The sequence below is a fragment of the Haloarcula sp. CBA1129 genome, from assembly GCF_008729015.1.
GTDB lineage: Archaea > Halobacteriota > Halobacteria > Halobacteriales > Haloarculaceae > Haloarcula.
Window position 1 is genome coordinate 2,877,927 of record NZ_RKSM01000001.1, and the last position, 17,744, is coordinate 2,895,670.

General features: G+C 63.8%; 20 protein-coding genes and 1 pseudogene. 9 read left to right on the forward strand and 12 right to left on the reverse strand.

The genetic code is table 11. From position 1 onward, the window contains the following. The first annotated feature begins 34 nt into the window (after positions 1 to 34). A complete protein-coding gene (locus Har1129_RS20685) occupies positions 35 to 208 on the forward strand; it encodes a hypothetical protein (RefSeq protein ID WP_191906178.1) in 174 nt (57 codons plus the stop codon). Positions 209 to 244: 36 nt separating this feature from the next. On the opposite strand, the gene Har1129_RS14550 is transcribed toward Har1129_RS20685, so the two are convergent. The 3 genes from Har1129_RS14550 to Har1129_RS14560 all read right to left on the reverse strand — a co-directional run bounded on the left by Har1129_RS14550 (position 245) and on the right by Har1129_RS14560 (position 4,891). Then, positions 245 to 2,311, reverse strand: a complete 2,067-nt coding sequence (locus tag Har1129_RS14550) for a hypothetical protein (RefSeq protein ID WP_151101310.1) — start codon at positions 2,309 to 2,311, stop codon at positions 245 to 247. A 67-nt stretch (positions 2,312 to 2,378) separates the two neighbouring features. Then, complete coding sequence (locus Har1129_RS14555; protein ID WP_151101311.1) at positions 2,379 to 4,424, reverse strand: DEAD/DEAH box helicase; 2,046 nt, start codon at positions 4,422 to 4,424, stop codon at positions 2,379 to 2,381. A gap of 101 nt (positions 4,425 to 4,525) precedes the next feature. Further along, positions 4,526 to 4,891 carry a cupin domain-containing protein gene (locus Har1129_RS14560; protein ID WP_151101312.1) on the reverse strand — a complete coding sequence of 122 codons (366 nt, stop codon included), beginning with the start codon at positions 4,889 to 4,891 and terminating at the stop codon, positions 4,526 to 4,528. A gap of 100 nt (positions 4,892 to 4,991) precedes the next feature. On the opposite strand from Har1129_RS14560, the gene Har1129_RS14565 reads away from it, so the two are divergent. Next, positions 4,992 to 6,197 (forward strand): site-2 protease family protein, encoded by a 1,206-nt coding sequence (locus Har1129_RS14565; protein WP_151101313.1) that lies wholly within the window; start codon positions 4,992 to 4,994, stop codon positions 6,195 to 6,197. Between the two features lie 3 nt (positions 6,198 to 6,200). On the opposite strand, the gene Har1129_RS14570 is transcribed toward Har1129_RS14565, so the two are convergent. The 4 genes and pseudogenes from Har1129_RS14570 to Har1129_RS14585 all read right to left on the reverse strand — a co-directional run bounded on the left by Har1129_RS14570 (position 6,201) and on the right by Har1129_RS14585 (position 8,645). Continuing rightward, positions 6,201 to 6,848, reverse strand: coding sequence for a phosphoribosyltransferase (locus Har1129_RS14570; RefSeq protein ID WP_151101314.1), 648 nt, complete (start codon positions 6,846 to 6,848; stop codon positions 6,201 to 6,203). An 89-nt stretch (positions 6,849 to 6,937) separates the two neighbouring features. Further along, positions 6,938 to 7,216 carry a hypothetical protein gene (locus Har1129_RS14575; protein ID WP_151101315.1) on the reverse strand — a complete coding sequence of 93 codons (279 nt, stop codon included), beginning with the start codon at positions 7,214 to 7,216 and terminating at the stop codon, positions 6,938 to 6,940. Between the two features lie 43 nt (positions 7,217 to 7,259). Next, positions 7,260 to 7,619, reverse strand: a pseudogene (locus tag Har1129_RS14580) (HNH endonuclease); the annotation flags it as partial. Positions 7,620 to 7,931: 312 nt separating this feature from the next. After that, positions 7,932 to 8,645, reverse strand: a complete 714-nt coding sequence (locus Har1129_RS14585; protein WP_151101317.1) for a cupin domain-containing protein — start codon at positions 8,643 to 8,645, stop codon at positions 7,932 to 7,934. Between the two features lie 86 nt (positions 8,646 to 8,731). Here Har1129_RS14585 and Har1129_RS14590 point away from each other — a divergent pair, with 86 nt between their 5' ends. Next, a complete protein-coding gene (locus tag Har1129_RS14590; RefSeq protein WP_191906179.1) occupies positions 8,732 to 9,397 on the forward strand; it encodes a helix-turn-helix domain-containing protein in 666 nt (221 codons plus the stop codon). Positions 9,398 to 9,463: 66 nt separating this feature from the next. Further along, positions 9,464 to 9,916 carry a DUF5814 domain-containing protein gene (locus tag Har1129_RS14595; RefSeq protein ID WP_004590290.1) on the forward strand — a complete coding sequence of 151 codons (453 nt, stop codon included), beginning with the start codon at positions 9,464 to 9,466 and terminating at the stop codon, positions 9,914 to 9,916. Here the strand turns inward: Har1129_RS14595 and Har1129_RS14600 are convergent. After that, positions 9,908 to 10,342 carry a CopG family transcriptional regulator gene (locus Har1129_RS14600; protein ID WP_004515935.1) on the reverse strand — a complete coding sequence of 145 codons (435 nt, stop codon included), beginning with the start codon at positions 10,340 to 10,342 and terminating at the stop codon, positions 9,908 to 9,910. The genes Har1129_RS14595 and Har1129_RS14600 overlap by 9 nt on opposite strands. Before the next feature lie 124 nt (positions 10,343 to 10,466). Between Har1129_RS14600 and Har1129_RS14605 the strand changes: the two genes are divergently transcribed. Further along, positions 10,467 to 10,895: a VOC family protein gene (locus tag Har1129_RS14605; RefSeq protein WP_151101319.1), complete on the forward strand. Its 429-nt coding sequence runs from the start codon at positions 10,467 to 10,469 to the stop codon at positions 10,893 to 10,895. A 33-nt stretch (positions 10,896 to 10,928) separates the two neighbouring features. On the opposite strand, the gene Har1129_RS14610 is transcribed toward Har1129_RS14605, so the two are convergent. Together Har1129_RS14610 and Har1129_RS14615 are read right to left on the reverse strand one after the other, a co-directional pair. Further along, positions 10,929 to 11,543 (reverse strand): RPA family protein, encoded by a 615-nt coding sequence (locus Har1129_RS14610; protein WP_151101320.1) that lies wholly within the window; start codon positions 11,541 to 11,543, stop codon positions 10,929 to 10,931. Further along, positions 11,544 to 12,488 carry a replication factor A gene (locus Har1129_RS14615; protein WP_151101321.1) on the reverse strand — a complete coding sequence of 315 codons (945 nt, stop codon included), beginning with the start codon at positions 12,486 to 12,488 and terminating at the stop codon, positions 11,544 to 11,546. It lies immediately after the preceding gene. A 171-nt stretch (positions 12,489 to 12,659) separates the two neighbouring features. Between Har1129_RS14615 and Har1129_RS14620 the strand changes: the two genes are divergently transcribed. Further along, complete coding sequence (locus Har1129_RS14620) at positions 12,660 to 12,944, forward strand: hypothetical protein (RefSeq protein ID WP_151101322.1); 285 nt, start codon at positions 12,660 to 12,662, stop codon at positions 12,942 to 12,944. Between the two features lie 70 nt (positions 12,945 to 13,014). Further along, entirely contained in the window at positions 13,015 to 14,010 is a 996-nt protein-coding gene (locus Har1129_RS14625; protein ID WP_151101323.1) for a mannose-1-phosphate guanylyltransferase, read from the forward strand. A 21-nt stretch (positions 14,011 to 14,031) separates the two neighbouring features. Here the strand turns inward: Har1129_RS14625 and Har1129_RS14630 are convergent, their stop codons facing one another. Further along, positions 14,032 to 14,814, reverse strand: a complete 783-nt coding sequence (locus Har1129_RS14630) for an SDR family oxidoreductase (RefSeq protein ID WP_151101324.1) — start codon at positions 14,812 to 14,814, stop codon at positions 14,032 to 14,034. 76 nt (positions 14,815 to 14,890) lie between these two features. Further along, a complete protein-coding gene (locus tag Har1129_RS14635) occupies positions 14,891 to 15,343 on the reverse strand; it encodes a TRAM domain-containing protein (protein WP_151101325.1) in 453 nt (150 codons plus the stop codon). 145 nt (positions 15,344 to 15,488) lie between these two features. Between Har1129_RS14635 and Har1129_RS14640 the strand changes: the two genes are divergently transcribed. Both Har1129_RS14640 and Har1129_RS14645 read left to right on the forward strand, forming a co-directional pair. Then, entirely contained in the window at positions 15,489 to 16,949 is a 1,461-nt protein-coding gene (locus tag Har1129_RS14640; protein ID WP_151101326.1) for a hypothetical protein, read from the forward strand. A 138-nt stretch (positions 16,950 to 17,087) separates the two neighbouring features. Further along, positions 17,088 to 17,450 carry a group 1 truncated hemoglobin gene (locus Har1129_RS14645; RefSeq protein WP_151101327.1) on the forward strand — a complete coding sequence of 121 codons (363 nt, stop codon included), beginning with the start codon at positions 17,088 to 17,090 and terminating at the stop codon, positions 17,448 to 17,450. Positions 17,451 to 17,744: the final 294 nt, after the last annotated feature.

Genomic DNA, 17,744 nt, shown 5'->3' on the forward strand with positions numbered 1-17,744 from the left:
GACGTTTATGACCGTGGGGGCCGAACGAACAGCAATGAGCCTTTTCAACGATCTCGGCCGAAAAGTCGAGGAGCTGAAACAGGAGGTCGGGAACGCGACCGACGACGAAGCCACTCACCGGTGTATCGAGTGTGACACGCTCCTCTACACGGACCACGACGAGTGTCCCGAATGTGGGAGCGCGTCGGTCATACCCATATCTGACTAGCAACAGCGAGAAGACGACTGACCGGAGTCGTATCACTCACCGCGCCGGCCCGTCGCGGCCGAGATCTTCGAGCAGGGCGTCGTAGCTCCGCCCGAACACTGCCTGCTTTCTGAGCGATGTCATTGCGACTTCGAAGACGGGGACGGCGAACTGTCCGTCCGGTCCGCCGACGACGACGGCCGCTTCGTGATTCGTCTCGTCGGTCCAGTCGCCGTCGAGGTGCCGGACGAGCACCTCGCCGAAGTAGCCGCCGAGTTCCCGCACGACGCTGGTGAACGCGCGGTCGTCGAACGATGCATCACTCTCGAACGTCGTCTCGGCGAAGCGTTCGTCGTCCCACTCCGCGTCGACTAGATCGTCGAGGCGCGAAAGGGAGGCCGGCGCGAAATCGAGGTCGTGTTCGCCCCAGAAGTCGGCGAACTCGACGGCGGTATCGGCGTGTTCCGCGCGGACTGTTCCGGACTCCCACGGGCGAGCCACCGTGCTGGCGGTCGAGTCGCCGTCACTGGGAACGGCTGGCTCACTCTCGTCGGTGGCCGTCTCGTCAGCTGGTACGTCCTGTGACGCCGCGCGTTCGCTGGTGTCGGTCGCCTCGACATCGTCGGTAAGAGAGGGTCCGGGAGTCCCAGTTGTCTCGTTGGTCCCCTCCTCGTCGGCAGTATCTGTCGGTGGTTCGCCACTGTCAGTTTCGGGAGCCGCCGTCACATCTGGAGCGGTGTCTGACGACGCATCCGGTGAGTTCTCGCTGCTCGATTCGTCGTCCAGCGAGCGCTCGGCTGCTCCGTCGTCGGCTGTGTCGGTTGCCGCTTCGGCAGCGGTCGTGTCAGCTGCCGCCACCGCGGACGCGTCGACAGCCGATTCCGCCGGAGGTGTCTCGGCCGCTGGCGCTTCGTCCGAGGGGGGCGCTGTAGCACTGTCGGACGCCGGCTCGGCCTCGTCGATGTACGCAGACACCTCGTCAGCCGTGACCGTATCAGCAGCGTCGGTCGTGTCGACATCCGGCCCGTTCTCCGAGGCATCGAATGTTGGTTCCTCTGTCGGTGTTTCGAGTGGTGGCTGCGCATCGGCGATATCGGCAGCCGACTGCTCGGCGGTGGTCTCAGTTGTCGACTCCCCGTCACGTGAACCGACCGTCGATTCATCGCCAGCGGTTGCAGCGGCTGGTGGCTCGCTGCCGGCATCGTCTGACGCTGAATCTGTCCTCTCGGTGTTCGCGTCCCCGCCGATATCGGAAACCGGGCTGTCGGCGTCGTCGTCGTCCGAGCGAGCCTCGGTCTCTGGCTTATCAGCGGTCTCACTGACGACGGGTGTAGGGTCGGCGTCATCCGACCGGTCGTCGTCTTCCGACTCGGCTTCGACTCGCCGGACGACACGGGTCGGTTCCGTCTCGATTGCTCGAGACGGATCGGAAGCAGTGGTGTCGGTGGCACCTCCCGCGTCTGGTTCCCCTGTCGCCGTCGGTTCGGGAGGCACGTCGCGTTCGTCCGCCTGTCCGTCGTCGACGCGGCCGACGACTCGCGTCGGTTCGGAGACGACACTGTCGGCGGCGGGGTCGCCTGCATCCGGACCCGCTCGCTCGTCGTCGTCAGTCGCCCGTGCGGTATCGAGCGCAAGTTCGGATTCCAGACGGGTCACGACAGCCGCAAACACCGACTCGTCGCCAAACGAGCGGGCGGCCACGTCGAACACCGCGACGGCCACCTCGTCGTCCGGGCCGGCGACGGTAACGCCCCACCGGCCGTCAGACTGGACCCACTCGCCGTCGTACGCCCGCACGAGGAGTTCGCCGAGATAGCTCCCGAACCGAACCGTGTTCGCGGTGTAGGTCGTCACGCCTGCGGCGTCACCGACGGTCTCGCCGCCGTAGCTCTCCTCGATTGCCGTATCGAGGCGCACGAGCGCAGCGGGGTCGAACGTCAGCGGGTCCGCGCCGTCGACGACACGCTCGGCGTACTCACGGAAGGTCGTCTGATCGAGCGTCGACGTATCCAGAAGGTCCGGCCCATCGTCGGACGGCGGGTCACCCCCGGCCGTCCGCTCATCCCCGTCGGTCGATGAGTCATCACCACCGACGGCGCGACGGATCGTATCGAACAGGCCCATGGACACCGGAAGTACGTGCCGCTACAAGAATCTGTGCCCCGAGCTGATAGACGAGAGATAGGTCCGGCTAGTGCTCGTCGCGCAGTTCCATGTCGGCGACGATCTCGTAGGGATGCTGTCCCTTGCGGATGCCGTCGAGCAACTGGAATGATTCGTCCGGCGCGAGGAAGTGCCGGGTGACGGCCCGGCCCAGCGGCGTCGGAGCGAGGCCGTCGATGAACTCGTACTCGAGCAGCTTCCCCAGCGCGTGCTTGGTCGGCACCTCCCCGACCATCCGGTCGTTGAGCCGCTTGGCCTCCTTGCCAGCGACGGTGACGTTCGCAAGCGTCTCCTCGACGGCCGACCCCTCGTCGTAGCGGGTGATGACCGGCTCCATCTCGCCTTTCAACAGCTTGAACGCCACCTCGTCCTCAGTCATCTCCATGCTGTTGTGGTACGAACAGTCGGGTTCGACCAGCATGTAGACGGTGCCCTTGTCGTGGTAGTCCGGGCGACCCGCGCGGCCGAGCATCTGGCTGAACTCTTGGACGGTGAGCCATTCGATACCCATCGCCAGCGAGTCGAAGATGACCTGCGAGGCCGGGAAGTCGACCCCCGCCGCGAGCGCCGCCGTCGTGACGACCGCCGCGAGGTCCTGATCAGCGAACTGCCGTTCGACTCGCTGGCGCTTCCGGTTGTCCAGCCCGGCGTGGTACGGCGCGGAACTGTACTCCAGTTTCCGTGAAATCTGGTGACAGCGCCGCCGGGAGTTCGTGAAGATGATTGTCTGGCCGCGATAGCCCTTACTGGATTTGTTGTCGAAGGCCCGCTTGACGAGCTTCTTTTCCGTCTCGATTTTCTCGCGGCCGTCGGCGAACGTGACGTGGCGCTCGATGGGGACCGGCCGTTCCTCGAACTCGATGAGCGTCGCCCGGAGCTGGTCGGCCAGCTGGCCGGGGTTGCCGACCGTCGCCGAGAGGTAAATCCACTGCGTGTCGCCGCTATCGGGTGAACCTCCGGATTCACAGTAGTACTTGAGCCGCGAAATCAGGCCGTCCAGCCGGTGGCCCCGCTCGTCTTCGCCGAGCGTGTGCACCTCGTCGATGACGACGGTGCCGACGGTGCCGAGGTCCTTGCCGGTCCGGAGCGCGTGGTCGATTCCCTCGTAGGTCCCCACGATGACATCGGCCTCGGGGTCGAAGCGACCGCCCTCGTCGGCGATGCGACTTGCGCCAACGCGGAGCGACACGTCGACCATGTCGCCATAGCGGTCCTGAAACTGCTCGTATTTCTGGTTCGCAAGCGCGACCAGCGGGACGAGAAACAGCATTGTTCCCTTGTTGTTCAGGACGCGGTCGATGCCGGCCATCTCACCGATGAGCGTCTTCCCCGTCGCCGTCGCGCTCACGACGAGCTGGTCGCGGCCCTCTGTTGCGCCGTGCTCGACGGCGAGGCTCTGGACCGGCAACAGCGTGTCGAACCGGGATTCGAGGTGCTCTTGCATCCCCGGGTGAAGGTCCAGCGAGTCGACGCGGACGGGATCGACCTCGTCGACAGTCGCCGATATCTCGTCGAACTTCGTCAGATCCGGGTCCAGCTGGCCGGACAGGAGGTTCGTCACGCGGTCGAGGTCCTGTACTTCGAGCAGCAGCTCTTCGAGCCGGTCCCGGGCGTCGCCGCTAATATTGCCTTTGAACGCGAGTTCGCGGTCGAGCTGCTGGCGAGCGCACTCCGGACAGATGGTCTCGTCGTCGGTCTCGATTGCCGTTTCGCTCGTAATCGGCGAATAGCGGCCGTCGGAGGCACACAGCCGGCAGGTCCGGACGACCTTGGCCTCGATCTGGTACGCGTCGAGCATTTCACGGACGCGCTCGCGTGCGAGCGGCGCGGTCTGTTCTGAGATGCGAATGCGGGCCGCACGGCGGGCGAGGTCGACGAACTGGTCGGGCGAGCGAAGCTCCTCGCTGGTCCCGTCCTTGACTCGGAGGCGGCGTGGGCGGGGGCCGGCGTCGGTCTCTTTCAGTTCGAGGATGCCGTGGAAGAGCCGCTCGCCGTCCCGGTGGGCGGCGACGCGGAACTCCTCGCCGTGTTCGTGGAGGAACAGCGTCTCTACCTGTGCGGCCTGCTGTGACACAGTCGTCTAGAGGCGACTGCGCTACTTGAGCGGTTCGGACTAGGTGTGAGTGTTGCTGGTGTTGTGACGGCTTGTTTGCCAGCCAGAAAGTCCGCTGGTAGTCACTTCTGGAGCTTGATTTCGTCGTCGCCGGCGGGAACCGCACAGAGGAACGCGCCCGGCTCGTCCCCCTCGTTGCGATACCAGTGGACAGCGCCGGCGGGGATGTGGAGGCTGTCGCCGGCTTCGACCTCGGACTCTTCGCCCTCGATGCCGACGGTGTAGCTTCCCGAGAGGACGTACTGCTCGTGTTCGATTTCGTTGGTGTGTTTCGGCACGCTACCACCGGGGGCGAGGGTGAAGCGACGGATTGCGAGAGTCCCGCCGCCGTTCTCCTCGCCAATGAGGACGCCCTTCTCCAGCCCGTCGGCTGCGTCGACGGCGTCGTACTCGATGTCCGCGGCCCGGCGAATCAGTGGCTCGCTCATATACGGTCTATCGCGGGCTCGGCGCAAAGGCGTACCGACAGCGGCGACGGCAACAGTCCCGCCAAGGGGGCTTAAGACCATCCCGCGTCAACCTCCCGATATGCGCCGGTTTCGCATCGGAAGCGCGTTCGGAATCCCGATCCAGTTGGACCTGACGTTTCTCCTCGTGCTACCCCTGTTCGCCTGGATTATCGGGACACAGATCGAGCAGACGACCGAGCTGTTGAACAGGACGCTAAACGCCGGTTTGGACGTGGCTGTTCTCACCGACGGCGGGCTCGTGTGGGTACTCGGGATCGGTGCGGCCGTCGGCCTGTTTACCGGCGTCGTCCTCCACGAACTCGGGCACTCCCTCGTTGCCATCCGCTATGGCTTCCCCATCGACTCCATCACGCTCTGGCTGTTCGGCGGTATCGCACAGCTCAGCGAGATGCCCGAAGACTGGAAGCAAGAGCTGGTCATCGCCATCGCCGGCCCGATTGTCAGCGTCGCCGTCGGCGTTGTCTGTTACGTCGCGTTCCAGATTCTCCCAAGCGGGGCGGCGACAGCTATCGAATCAGCGCGGTTCATCCTCGGCTATCTCGCCCTGATGAACATCGCGCTGGCGGCGTTCAACATGCTTCCGGGCTTCCCGATGGACGGGGGCCGCGTCCTGCGCGCGCTGCTTGCTCGCCGGCGAACGTACGCCAGAGCGACGACCATCGCCGCCGAAGTCGGGAAGGTGTTCGCCGTCTTCCTCGGCCTCTATGGCATCTTCGTCCTCGGAAACATCTTCCTCGCCGGCCTCGCCTTCTTCATCTACATCGGCGCGGCGGGCGAATCCCGCCAGACCTCGATGCGGGCCGCGTTCGAAGGCGTCACCGTCGCAGACGTGATGACGCCGGCAGACCGCGTAACGACGGTCCCCGAGGATATGTCCGTCCGCGAACTCATCCAGACGATGTTCAGGGAGCGCCACACCGGCTACCCCGTTGAGCGCGACGGCGAGGTCGTCGGCCTCGTGGCACTCGAAGACGCCCGCGCCGTGCAGGAGGTCGAGCGGGACGCGTACACCGTCGGCGACGTGATGACGGCGGAGATTATCACAATCAGTCCAGATACCGACGTGATGGACGCACTGACCTCACTTCAGCAGAACTCCGTCGGCCGCCTGCTCGTCACTGACGAAGACGACGCCTTCGAGGGGCTCCTGACACGGTCTGATATCATGACGGCACTCTCGATTATCAAATCCAGCAGCGACTACACCGCCATCGGCGAGTCGGAGACCGAGACTGTCCGACCAGAATCGAAAATAGAACGGTAGCGGTCACTCGTCGGCGAGGGACGACATCGCTTCCTCATCTGAGACCTGCTCGAACTGCTCGTAGTACTGGCCGACGGCCCGGAAATCCGACGGCATCTCCAGACAGACGACCTCGTCGACCAGCGCTTTGAGCTCCGAAATCGCCCGCGGCGAACCGACCGGAACCGCGAGCACGAGTCGTTCGGGATCTGCCTGTCGGATCTGCTCGATGCAGGCCCGCACCGTCGCGCCCGTCGCCACGCCGTCGTCGACGAGACAGACTCGCTTGCCTGTGAGCCCCGGCGACACTTCCGAGCTGCGGTAGCGTTGGGCCTTCTTCCGGGCGGTTTCGGCCATTTCCGCTCGCGTGCTCGCAACGTAGTCGCGCGGAATCTCTCGCCGTTCGATGACAGCGGTGTTGAGCCAGACCGACCCGTCGGCGGCGACAGCGCCGATGGCGAACTCGGGGTTGTTCGGTGCGCCGATCTTCTTTGCGACCGCGATGTCCAGCGGCGCGCCCAGCGCGTCGGCGACGGGACGCGCCACCGGCACTCCACCGCGCGGTATCGCGAGGACGATGTCAGCCACGATGTCCCGCTCGCGCAACGCCTCACCGAGCCGTCGACCAGCGGTGCGCCTGTTCTCGAACGGCGGGGAGCGGTTGCGTACCATACTGGTTAGTTCGCTGTCGATACGCAAATATTTCCGCATTCTGGCAGCTTCGGAGTTGTCGAATGTGCCAGCCCCGGCGAAAAGTCTCCTTACTCGGCATCCAGTGCCGCGGCAACCGCTTCGAGTTCTCCCTTCCGAAACGGTTGCTCCGCGTCCGCCGGGTCGTCATCCTCGCGCTCGCCGATCTTCCAGAGGATCCCCGCTCGCATCTGTGGCTTCGACGGCAGCCGGTCTGTGTCGATCTCGTATCCGACAGCCTCACAGATCGCCGCCAGTGCTTCCTTGGTGAAGGCAGTCGAGACCGGGCGTTCGTACCGCCCGACAGCCTCGCGAATCTCGTTCTGCAGTTCGTCAACGGTCGGTGACATATGCCTACTGGCGGCGGGACTGGTTGTGTAAATTCCGGTCCGGTTACGCTGTCGCGCCGCCCGCAACGGGGGCACCCGTCCGAGGGATACCGGCCCGCCAGCGCAGTTCCGCCCGCAAGACGTGACCGAACTCCGCCCCGCGATGGCAACTCGGACACAGCGAGACGACGTTGTCCAGCGTGTGTGCATCCCGGACGGCGAGGGCCGGCATCGCGGCGAACAGCCGGACCGGCACGATATGGTGCACGTCCGGGTTCCGCCCCAGTTCGTCGGCATCAGTCCCACACAGCACGCAGGCGTGGTCGTCCCGCTCTAGAGCCCGCTCACGCACCGCCCGCCAGCCCGGCCCGTAGTCGCCGACGCCGCCGCCACGCCAGTTCGGATGCCCGTCGCCGGTGAACGCCGAGTCCGCGTTTAGACTCGAACGTTTGGTCACAGGAGGGACATCCGTGATTCACCAGCAGAAAGTACTACTGTTTTATACAAGGTAAATTGACGGAGGCCAAGGTGAAGCTAGAACTTGGATGGGTGAAAGTGCCGTAATCGGGTGTTAGAAGGCCTAAGTCCGGGCGCGGGAATTGAACCCGCCTCTTAGCCACCACAAGGCTAAAGGATGCCACTACCCCAGCCCGGACACGCTTGCTGAAGCATTCATAGGTATTCCGCTGGAACAGAAATACGTTACGAATCGGACCACCCGGTCGTTGGCAGGCTCTTAGCGGAACGGTTGTTCGACGTGCTGTTGCCAGAACCGGTCGTCGAGATACGAGTCGTCGATGCCAGAGTAACCCGCGGCGCTGGCAACGGGACAGACAGTTGCCCACAGAATCCGCTGAACAACGTTTGGCACGGCTGCCAGCATCGTTTCGTCGGACAGCTCCCGCCCGATGACCAGAGAGTGAATCAGGTCGGGTTCGGCGTAGCCGCCATCGTCATCGAACGCGCCGGTGTGATCCAGTCCCCAGAGCGTGTAGAGGGCGCGAACGGTCCGCATCGATGGGAGTTCGGCCCGGAACGCAACGACCCTGTCAGTGTCATTGCGGAACGTGTGGGCAGTCCCTGATTCGATGGTGGTTTCCTCACCGGGGCCGAGCCGTGCTGGAGTGCCATCGGCGACGACTGTAAGTGTGCCATCGACCGCCTCAAATGTCTCTGTCGTCGGATGGACGTGGGCCGGGGGCGAACTTGCGTCCGGGGCCAGCCACTGGAGGAGGACCGGTCGCCCATCGGGACTGCTATCCGAATCAGCCAACAGTGTCGCCCAAGTGCCGGTCCCAGGACTGGATGCTAGCGCTCGTGGAGAGTCACGGAGGAGAGTGGCAGCACGGCCATCGGGGTCGATTTCCAGAGCAGAGCCATCAAGAGGGGTCCCAGACGCATCGAGTGGCCGGCCAGTTCGAAGACAGCGGGAAGCATCGAGAGTGGGCATTGTGTGAACACAGCAACGGCAGGGTACTGGCTCTTCTGTGGGGTATACGAGTGGGGTTTATACGCCAGCCAGTCCCAGCCTCGGTGGTGAAGCGTCTTCAGGTCACCGCCGAAATCGAGCCGGCGCTTGCACCGCCGTTTTATACGATGCTTGCCGATTCGCCACAAATCGATGAGACGCGAGTACTGGCGTGGAACACGAGCGCCGAAGGCGTCCGAACAGTGCTGTTCGCCATCAACGGTGCCGTAGACAGCTTCGGGTCAAGCGCCCCGGACACGGCGGGCATCAACTCAGTGCAGGTGGCGGCACCCGAAGCGGCGTGGTCGTACGCGCTTGTCGAAGTCGCACCGCAGGAAGCACCGGTGTTCGACGCGATTAATCAGGCGCGGAGCCGGCCAGGACTGGTCGTACGGATGCCAATAGTCTACCGTGAAGGGACAATGCGGTTCCGGGTCGTCGGCGACCCCGACGCGCTTCAGGCCAGCTTTGCTGCGGCACCGGATGGGTTGTCCGTCCGCCTCGACGAGATCGGTCAGATGCAAGGCCCGCCAGATCAGCCGGGGACAACACTAAGCGAGCGCCAACGCGAGGTCCTCGAAGTGGCAGTCGACCGAGGATACTACAACCATCCCCGAGAGACGACTCACGAGGAGATCGCGGATGCGGTCGGCTGTGCGCCGTCAACTGTTAGCACGCACCTCCAGAAGGCAGAAGCAGAGGCCGTCATGAGCTTGGTCAGCGATTTCAGTTGAGCAACCAACCGGCCGGTCAACGCTTCGAGATGCTTTTACACAGCCGACGCGTACAGAGAGGCACGCGTGGCCATCACGGACAAAATCTACGTCAAGAACCACCAGCAACTCGCCTCTCAGCTAGAGACGAGTTTCCCGAAAGGGGCGTTCAAGGGTGCGACGCTTGATATCCTCTTTCAGGGGGAGGGGCTGGCAAAGCTCGACGAAGCCTCTAGAGAGCGAGTGCTTGACTTCGCGGAAGATTTTCTGGACTGTGACTGTGAGGCCAACCCACACTGTGGCTGTGCCGAGCGGAAGTTCATATCCTACCTGCTGGAGTTGCGCGAGCAGGGGATGGGTCCGGACGCAATCGTCGACGTAATGAGCGACGATTACATGCTGTATGCGTATCCGGGCGACGTACTGTCCTTCCTCGATAACTCCGTCAGAACGTTAGAAGCCGTGGAAACCCTAGCCGACGTCGATGGGCGCGACGACGTGGCCGAGGACGTACAGCAGAAACGCCAGCGGTTACTCTAAGTCGTCGAAGCTACCGATGCGATAGGAGGCGTCCTCTTCTTCGCCCTGATCTAAGTCTTCGAGGTGGATGACCTCGTCTTGGTCCATCTCGTCGAGTTGCTGGCGGAGCTTCGTGACGTAGCGCTTGTGTTCTTCCAGTTGTTCGCGGAGGTGCTCGGCTTCGAGTTCGAGCCGTTCGTGCTCGCGGACGAAGCTTTTCGGGACTTCGACTTTCGGTGGGAAGCTCTCGGTGCTGGTCTCGGTCGCGTCGTCTTCGAACTCGTGTTCCGGGGCGACCTTCACCTGACCGTCGTGGGAAACAAGCGTGTCGACGTAGTCCCGGAAAACTGCGGACAGAGAGATATCGCGCTCCTCGGCGATTTCGCGGAGGGTTTCGAATTTGTCCTCGCTGACGCGAAAGGAGATGGTCTTGTTTTTGTTGCCCATAGTTATGTACTGTTTTAGTAGCAACGTATTTAATCGTTTGTCAGACGCTACCACCGGCGCGTGCCACTGGCAACGCTCGAACCGCTGTGATTTAACAGCCGGCCGACCCCCGTTCCGGACAGAGATGGCGACAGACATCGACGCAACCGCTCACCACTTCGGTATCATCGTTAGCGACCTAGATCGGGCAGTCGAGTTCTACCGCGACGTTTTAGGACTCGATGTACTGACGCGTTTTTCCGTCGGTGACGAGGCGTTCGGCACCGCCGTCGACATCGAGGGAGCCAGCGCCGAACTGGTACATCTTGACGCTGGCGACGCGCGCTTGGAACTTGCGACATACGAACCGGAAGGCGAGGCGATGCCGGACCCAGACCTCAACCGACCGGGGGCGACCCATCCGGGGCTGGAAGTCGACGACCTCGACGCTGTTGCCGACCGACTCCCCGACGACGTTGAAACCCTCAGCGGCCCGCAGACGACCGAGAGCGGGACGACGATCATGTTCGTCGTCGACCCAGAGGGGAACCGCATCGAGCTGTTGGAGCCGTAACGTCAGTCGCAAAAACCGCCGGCAGCGTCGAGGTTAGTCGGCGCTAGCTTCGGCCTGCTCGTCCTGCAAACTTTCGAGCGCACCGACGACCGACTGCCGGTAGTTCTCGATGGACAGTTCCTCGTACTCCTCGTCGGCCATCGCGATGTACTCGTCGGTGGCCGGGTCCTCAAGGTCGGCCTCCTTGTACCGCTTGACCCTGTCGAGGGTTCGCTCGGCCGTTTCGACGACCCAGCGGTCCCGCGTCGCCTCGTCGACCTCCGAGATGGACTCGGGTCGGATTGAGACGTTCACCTCGCCCTCGTCGGTCTCGTAGGTTCGGGGCTTGCCGACGACGGCGACGTAGGCCGGTGGCTCCAGTTCGCGCAGCATCGACGCCGCGTCGGGCTGGTACTGCCCGGCGTACATGAAGAACGTATCGCCGTTGGGGTCGACGACGCGGCCCTGCCAGTACTCGCTGTCTTCGCCGACATCCTCGGTCTCGGTGAGAGTGCCGACTAAGAACACGCGGTTGGCGCGCTGGCCGGTCGGGAGGAGGACGTACACCGGCGCGCGGTCGTCGTCGGATTCCTTGAACGTGTAGCTCGCGTCGTTGAACTCGCGTGCGAAGACGCGCCGTGCGACCTCGCGGGTGGGTGTACTCGCCATTTAGATCGACCTCGCTTTGATGAGAATCTCGTCTGCATCCACGGCCCCGGTCAGTCGCTCCTGCTCGTCGGCGAGCAAGTAGCGGCCGAAGGTCGGGCCTCGAACGCGATAGTAGCGGCCGAGGATCTTCTGTCGCATCTCGTCGGCGACGACGGTCGTGTCGAGCGCGTCCATCGCCATCTCTTTGGCCTCTTCGAGGGCGATGCCGGTCAGTTCCTCGGTCGCGTCCTCGTCGAAGATGACCTCGGTGACCTCTTCGCCGTCGTCGAGGACGCCCTTGATGCGGAGGTCGAATTCGCCTTCGACCTCGCCGTGCTCGCTACAGCGGCCGTTCTGGAGGACACGGGTACAGTCATCTTCCGGACAGCGCTTGATGAGCCCGGAGCCCGACTGGATGTCGACCAGCGCGCCGTCGGCCTCGACACTGTCGTCGCCGACCTCGATTGCTTCGTCGAGTTCCTCGATAGTGGTCGTCCGGTTGAGCTTCACGGAGAAGCGGCCCTGATACTCGTCGGTGACGACGTTGCGCAGGGCGTAGGATTTGCCTTCTTCGAGGGATGGCAGGTCGGACTTCGACCACTTCGTGAACTTGATGGTGCCCGTCTCATCGCCCAGCAGGCCGACCTGCGCCACGGCGTCAGCGCGTGGCTCCCAGAGCTCGACGACCGTTGCGCGAACGTCGACCCACTCTTCGGGGGCATCGACGTCGGCGACGTTCACCTGCTCGTTGCCGCCGCCGTCGCCGCCGCCCAGCTGGTCGCGGTCCATCCCGGCCTCGTCGAGGTACGTGTTGATGACGCTTCGACGGGCCTCGCTGATGGGGACCTGATAGTCGTTGACCAGTGTATCGAGCCGCTCGACGACGTCGTCGACGTCGATCTCTAGCTGGTCGGAAAACTGCTCGTGTATCTCTGTCGCGTGTGTACGCAAATCTGACTCAGTCATTGGTTTTCACTGTCTCCGCCTGGTTTTCATTGGGAGACATTCGACGGTTGGTCGCCTTCGGATATAAATACTCGCCAAGGGAGTGAAAGTGAAATAGCGCGTGCTGTCGTCGTTTCAGGGCACGCAGCACCGCGCGAGAAGATTGATTTGTGGTGGGCCACAACGGGAAGTATGGCCGACGACGAGCGACTCGCGCGGTTCATCCGGGATACCTTGCGGTCGGCCGAGCAGCAACTCTCTGACGCGAAGAAGGCCTACAGGAACGGGAAGCGGTCGGCGGAAGCCGGTCTGCCAAGGGACGAGGAAGGACGGGCCCGCATCGTCTGTCGCCGCCACGCCGAGTACCGCGCGGTATCGATGGACGAGCAGCGTCGGCCCGTCTGTTACGACGGGGAGAACCCGGACTGTCAGGGCTGTGTCGAGGACATCAGGGACGGGACAGTAGAGACGTGGTAGGTAACTGCTAGCGGGTAGTTCAGCGGATCGCCAGTACAACACTTTATCACTAGCCGGGTGAAGCCCGGGTATGGAGCGCCCAATCGTCGCGCTTGTTCTGGCCGGCGGAACCGGCACACGGCTGTATCCAGCGAGTCGGAGCGACCGGCCCAAACAGTTTCTCTCGTTTGGTCGAGACAAGTCACTGCTCGCCGAAACTGTCAATCGGGTGGGATTCGCGGACGAGACGTACGTGCTGACCCGGGAGTCCTTCGCCGACGGGGTGCGAGAGCGCGCCCCGAGTGCGGCGGTGTTGACCGAACCGGAACCGAAAGACACCGGCCCGGCGCTGGCGTATGCGGCCCACCGCATCCGCGAGCAGGTCGGTGACTGCGTTCTGCTGTGTCTGCCGAGTGACCACCGGATTTCGGGCCCATTCGAGACAGTCGCACAGACGGGCGCACGGGTCGCAGTGGAAACAGAGGGGCTTGTTACCGTCGGCATCGAGCCGGACCGGCCGGCGACCGGCTACGGCTACATCAAGCCGGGGCCGTCCGAGAACGGCTTCGCGCCGGTCGAAACGTTCCACGAGAAGCCCGACCGGGAGACCGCGACGGAGTACGTCCGGGAGGGGTTCTACTGGAATGCCGGGCTGTTCGCGTGGACACCAACGGCTCTCCTGTCCGCCGCCGAATCATCGCCGCTTGCACCGATGGTCGAGGGGTTGGATCAAGGGGATTACGACGCCGCATTCGACGCCGTCGACCCGGTGAGCATCGACTACGCCGTGCTCGAACGGGCCGAGAACGCCTTCGTCGTCCCGGCGGCGCTCGACTGGGACGACTTGGGTTCGTGGGACGCCTTCGAGCGTGTCCTCGACAGCCAGGACGGAAACGCGGTGCTGGGCGAGGCAATCACCATCGACGCCGACGGAAACGTGCTGGCGAGCGACGGCCACGTCAGCGCCGTCGGCGTCGAGGACCTCGTGGTGGCGTCTTTCGACGACCGGACGCTCGTCGTGCCGAAAGACGACGCGCAGCGCGTCCGTGAGGTTGTTGCAGAACTGCGGGACGACGGGCAATTCTGAGCGGACCGGCAGCCAGGCCCGTTAGCTCCGCATCGACCCGCCGTCGATGGGCAGGGCCGTCCCGGTGACGTATGAAGACCGGGCCGACGAGAGGAACGCCACCACGTCGCCGAGTTCCTCGGGCTGGCCGACACGCTGGAGCGGCGCGTCAGACCACGACTCGATACCGTCCTCGTAGGAATCGTACTCGCTGCGTTCGACGGCGGCCTCGACCAGTTCCTCGATGCGGGGCGTCTCGTGTGCCCCGGGCAGGACGGCGTTGACGCGAACCTCGGGCGCGAACTCGCGAGCCTGAGTCTTCATCAGGCCGATGACGGCCCGGCGGACGGCATTCGAGAGCACCAGATCGTCGATGACCTCCTGCACCGACCGAGAGGTGATGTTGACGATAGTGCCGGCCTCGGAGTCCCGGAGGTAGGGGTACGCGGTCCGGGTGGTCCGGACGGCGCTCATCACCAGCAGGTCGTAGGCGCTGTACCACTCGCGTTCGGTCGTCTCCATGAACGGGCCGGGAGCCGGACCGCCAGCGCTGGTGACGACGTGGTCGAGGCCGCCGAAGGTATCGACGGTCTCCTCGACGAGCGCTTCGATCTGGTCGGGATCGGTGATATCGGCTTCGACGGCCAGAACGTCACCGTCGCCGACGGATTCGAGTCGGTCCCGGGCCTCGTCGACGTGGTCCGGTGTTCGGCCACAGACAGCCACGTCGGCTCCTTCAGCGGCGAGCGCTTCGGCGCTTGCGAGGCCGAGTCCGCTTGTCGCGGCGGTACACAGCGCTGCGTTGCCATCGAGTTCGAGGTCCATGTCCACAAGAAGTACCGACTGTCTCAAAGAAGTCCCGCTCGCTAACTGTCCCACTGACTGCTGGCTGCGGGCTGTCCTAACTGCCCCAGAAGTTGTCCCGACTGCCGAGACGCCGGCCGTCATCGTCGGTGTCGTCGGCCCGCTCGTCGGTATCGGTGTCGCTCTCCGTGGTTTCGGCTTCGGAAGGCTCCTCGTCCATCTCCAGCCGCTCGACTTCCTCGGCCCGGGCGTGGTTCGAGTGGACGTTCGTCACCTTGACCAGCGAGCGGGCCGGCGGGAGCACGCCGTCCACCATGATGATGAAGCCGTCCTCGGTCCGACCGACACCGGCACCGCTTTCGTGGATGTCCTCAACGTCGACAGTGACTTCCTCGCCCATCTTGACCGGCTGGCTCTTGAGTTCCGAGATCGGCTGGTTGTAGTGATTGCACCACTCGGCGCCGCCGCGGTCGCCGTAGTGGGTACAGCCCATCCCCTGAATTCGTTCGGTGAATTCGGGACAGTCGTCTGCGAGCGGACAATCGGCCATATCAGGGGATAACGTGGCCGCTGGCAAAACGCTTGCGACCCCACTGCAACGCCACACAGCCTGTTATTACGTTTGAGATTTTCACCGGCACACACTTTACCGACACTCGCTGGTTGTCGCGTAGCATTCGGCAGCATCCAGAGCTATGAGAGCGCAGATATCGGCAGGGCTAGTCTGCTTCCTTTTGATTTGTACGTCACCGGCCGCTCTCGGCGTCCAGTCAGATCCACCGGAACAGCTCGGAATCAGCGGTGACAGCTCGATTGACGTCCGGTACACGATTGACAGAGAGCCGAACCAGACCGGTCGGGTGCGGGTAACCGCGACGATTGAGCGACCACAGCACGTCACCGGACTGTCGGTCCGGACACCGGCCGAGACAACAGTCCTCCGGGCCGACGGACTCCAGTCCGATGGCGACCGCTGGCGTATCGCCGGTGCTGCCGAGACGGCACAGTTGACCTACACTGTACCGGTCGGACTTTCGACGACGTTCGGCCAACGAACCGCGGACACCGACGACTGGACGCTGCTTGCCAGACAGGAAGTGTCACTGCGTGCTCGCTGGCGCTGGCACGTCGGGCCGCGGCCCACGTGGAACGAGTCGCTCGCGCTCGTGCCCGGCCAAAACGGCGTCGCCGGCGTCACGGCCGCCTATATCGGTCCCCACGAAACAGAGCACAGAACGGTCAACGGCGACCGGATCACGCTCATTGTTCCGGCAAGTGCGGACCTACAGCCTAGCCGAACCGCCGTCTTGGACTCTATCAGCCATGCGAAGCGTGTTTCGACCGCCGGAGCAGACCACGGCCACATCCGCGCGTTTGTCGCGCCGAACGAACTCGCCCCCGGCGGGTACACCCCAACGAACGGCGAGTCGGACATCATCGTCAACGCTGGCGAACCCGTCCGCTCCCCAGTCAACGTCTGGGTCCACGAGTACCGCCACACTCGACAGACCTTCGAGACGGCGCCAGCGATGGACTGGCTCGATGAGGGGAGTGCGGACTACCACGCCGCGACCCTCACGTACAGCGCAGGCGAAATCGGCGAAGACCAGTTCCGAGACAGGATTACCACCAAACGCCACGAAACCGCCGATCTGACACAGCCCGATAGCTGGGCCGGACCGGGCGCACAGTACCACAAGGGAACGCGTGTCGTCGCGGCCATCGACGCCCGCCTCCAGCAGGCGACCAACGGCACCCGAGCGTTCGAAACGGTCCTCGAACGGCTGACACGGCAGGACAAACGCGTCACCCTCGGGCTGTTCGCGGAGACAGTGTCGAGTGTCGTCGGGGACGACCTCGATGCGTTTGTTCGACAGGCTGTCACTGGCACCGCGCCGTCGGTCCCGACTGACGCACTCACCGAGCATGATTTGCGGCGACGGGGCGCAGCAGAGACGACCAGCCGACCGTCGAATTTTGCGCCGTCGGTCGATAGCAGCGCGACCGCAACGACCACCGCCGACGACGAAGCCGGATACAGCGTCGATACCGCACAGCCCGTCACTGACCGTCACGGGGAGTGGACCGTGCTCGGGACGTTCGGCATGCTGTCGGTGCTGCTAGTTCGTCGCCAGCGCCATCGAAAGCGGCGATGACTTACCGGCCGAGTCGCACTGTCCGCACCGATGAGTGTCGCCGCACCCCCGGATCTGCGTGCGGTACCCGTCGCGAGGTGTGTGGCCGAATATGTTCTTTCACAACTGTCATATCGACTGCTCGCTTGCCATCCGACGATGGCATCCCAGTCCATATTTGAGAGAATCGGCGGTCGTGACGCGGTCGAAGCGGTTGTCTCTGATTTCTACGACCGTGTGCTCGACGATCCGGTTCTCCAACCGTACTTTGAAGACACCGATATGCAGGAGCTCTACAGTCACCAGACCCAGTTCATCAGTGCCGTCGCCGGCGGGCCGGTCGACTACGACGGCGGTGACATGGAAACCGCCCACGAAGGGCTGGGAATCACCGAGGATGCGTTCGCCAAGGTCGCGACCCACCTCGAAGCCGCGCTCCGGGCGAACGGCGTTCCAGATGATGACGTCGAAGCGATTCTCACAGAGGTCGCTGCCATGGAAGACGACATCGTAGAGGCGTAGCCGGCCGCCGAGGTTCGGACGTGGACTGAGACACAGCATCGGAACCATCGGGAACCGAAACAGACGATATCGCGAACCACGGTGCCGCTGTAGTCATCGCCCTGTACACGGACGACAGAATACTGACCGCGGCACCGGTAGTTCACCCATGTCTTCAAAACAATAGCTGAGTATGAAAATGTCGCTGTTCCATACGCTTTGCGGAGAAAACCATGCGTGTGAAGGGTACGAAACCGAGACCGTCCCCCCAAGTCGAGTTGCTGTGCCTCTGACAGGTCATGCAAACCGACTAGG

What these genes read in the sequence shown, in the direction of transcription:
- Har1129_RS14565 (WP_151101313.1), top strand. Translation starts at nt 4,992, where the DNA reads ATGCGCCGGTTTCGCATCGGAAGCGCGTTCGGAATCCCGATCCAGTTG.
- Har1129_RS14600 (WP_004515935.1), bottom strand. Translation starts at nt 10,342, where the DNA reads ATGGGCAACAAAAACAAGACCATCTCCTTTCGCGTCAGCGAGGACAAA.
- Har1129_RS14570 (WP_151101314.1), bottom strand. Translation starts at nt 6,848, where the DNA reads ATGGTACGCAACCGCTCCCCGCCGTTCGAGAACAGGCGCACCGCTGGT.
- Har1129_RS14560 (WP_151101312.1), bottom strand. Translation starts at nt 4,891, where the DNA reads ATGAGCGAGCCACTGATTCGCCGGGCCGCGGACATCGAGTACGACGCC.
- Har1129_RS14635 (WP_151101325.1), bottom strand. Translation starts at nt 15,343, where the DNA reads ATGGCCGATTGTCCGCTCGCAGACGACTGTCCCGAATTCACCGAACGA.
- Har1129_RS14575 (WP_151101315.1), bottom strand. Translation starts at nt 7,216, where the DNA reads ATGTCACCGACCGTTGACGAACTGCAGAACGAGATTCGCGAGGCTGTC.
- Har1129_RS14645 (WP_151101327.1), top strand. Translation starts at nt 17,088, where the DNA reads ATGGCATCCCAGTCCATATTTGAGAGAATCGGCGGTCGTGACGCGGTC.
- Har1129_RS14585 (WP_151101317.1), bottom strand. Translation starts at nt 8,645, where the DNA reads ATGCCCACTCTCGATGCTTCCCGCTGTCTTCGAACTGGCCGGCCACTC.
- Har1129_RS14550 (WP_151101310.1), bottom strand. Translation starts at nt 2,311, where the DNA reads ATGGGCCTGTTCGATACGATCCGTCGCGCCGTCGGTGGTGATGACTCA.
- Har1129_RS14630 (WP_151101324.1), bottom strand. Translation starts at nt 14,814, where the DNA reads ATGGACCTCGAACTCGATGGCAACGCAGCGCTGTGTACCGCCGCGACA.
- Har1129_RS14605 (WP_151101319.1), top strand. Translation starts at nt 10,467, where the DNA reads ATGGCGACAGACATCGACGCAACCGCTCACCACTTCGGTATCATCGTT.
- Har1129_RS14620 (WP_151101322.1), top strand. Translation starts at nt 12,660, where the DNA reads ATGGCCGACGACGAGCGACTCGCGCGGTTCATCCGGGATACCTTGCGG.
- Har1129_RS14610 (WP_151101320.1), bottom strand. Translation starts at nt 11,543, where the DNA reads ATGGCGAGTACACCCACCCGCGAGGTCGCACGGCGCGTCTTCGCACGC.
- Har1129_RS14625 (WP_151101323.1), top strand. Translation starts at nt 13,015, where the DNA reads ATGGAGCGCCCAATCGTCGCGCTTGTTCTGGCCGGCGGAACCGGCACA.
- Har1129_RS20685 (WP_191906178.1), top strand. Translation starts at nt 35, where the DNA reads ATGAGCCTTTTCAACGATCTCGGCCGAAAAGTCGAGGAGCTGAAACAG.
- Har1129_RS14615 (WP_151101321.1), bottom strand. Translation starts at nt 12,488, where the DNA reads ATGACTGAGTCAGATTTGCGTACACACGCGACAGAGATACACGAGCAG.
- Har1129_RS14640 (WP_151101326.1), top strand. Translation starts at nt 15,489, where the DNA reads ATGAGAGCGCAGATATCGGCAGGGCTAGTCTGCTTCCTTTTGATTTGT.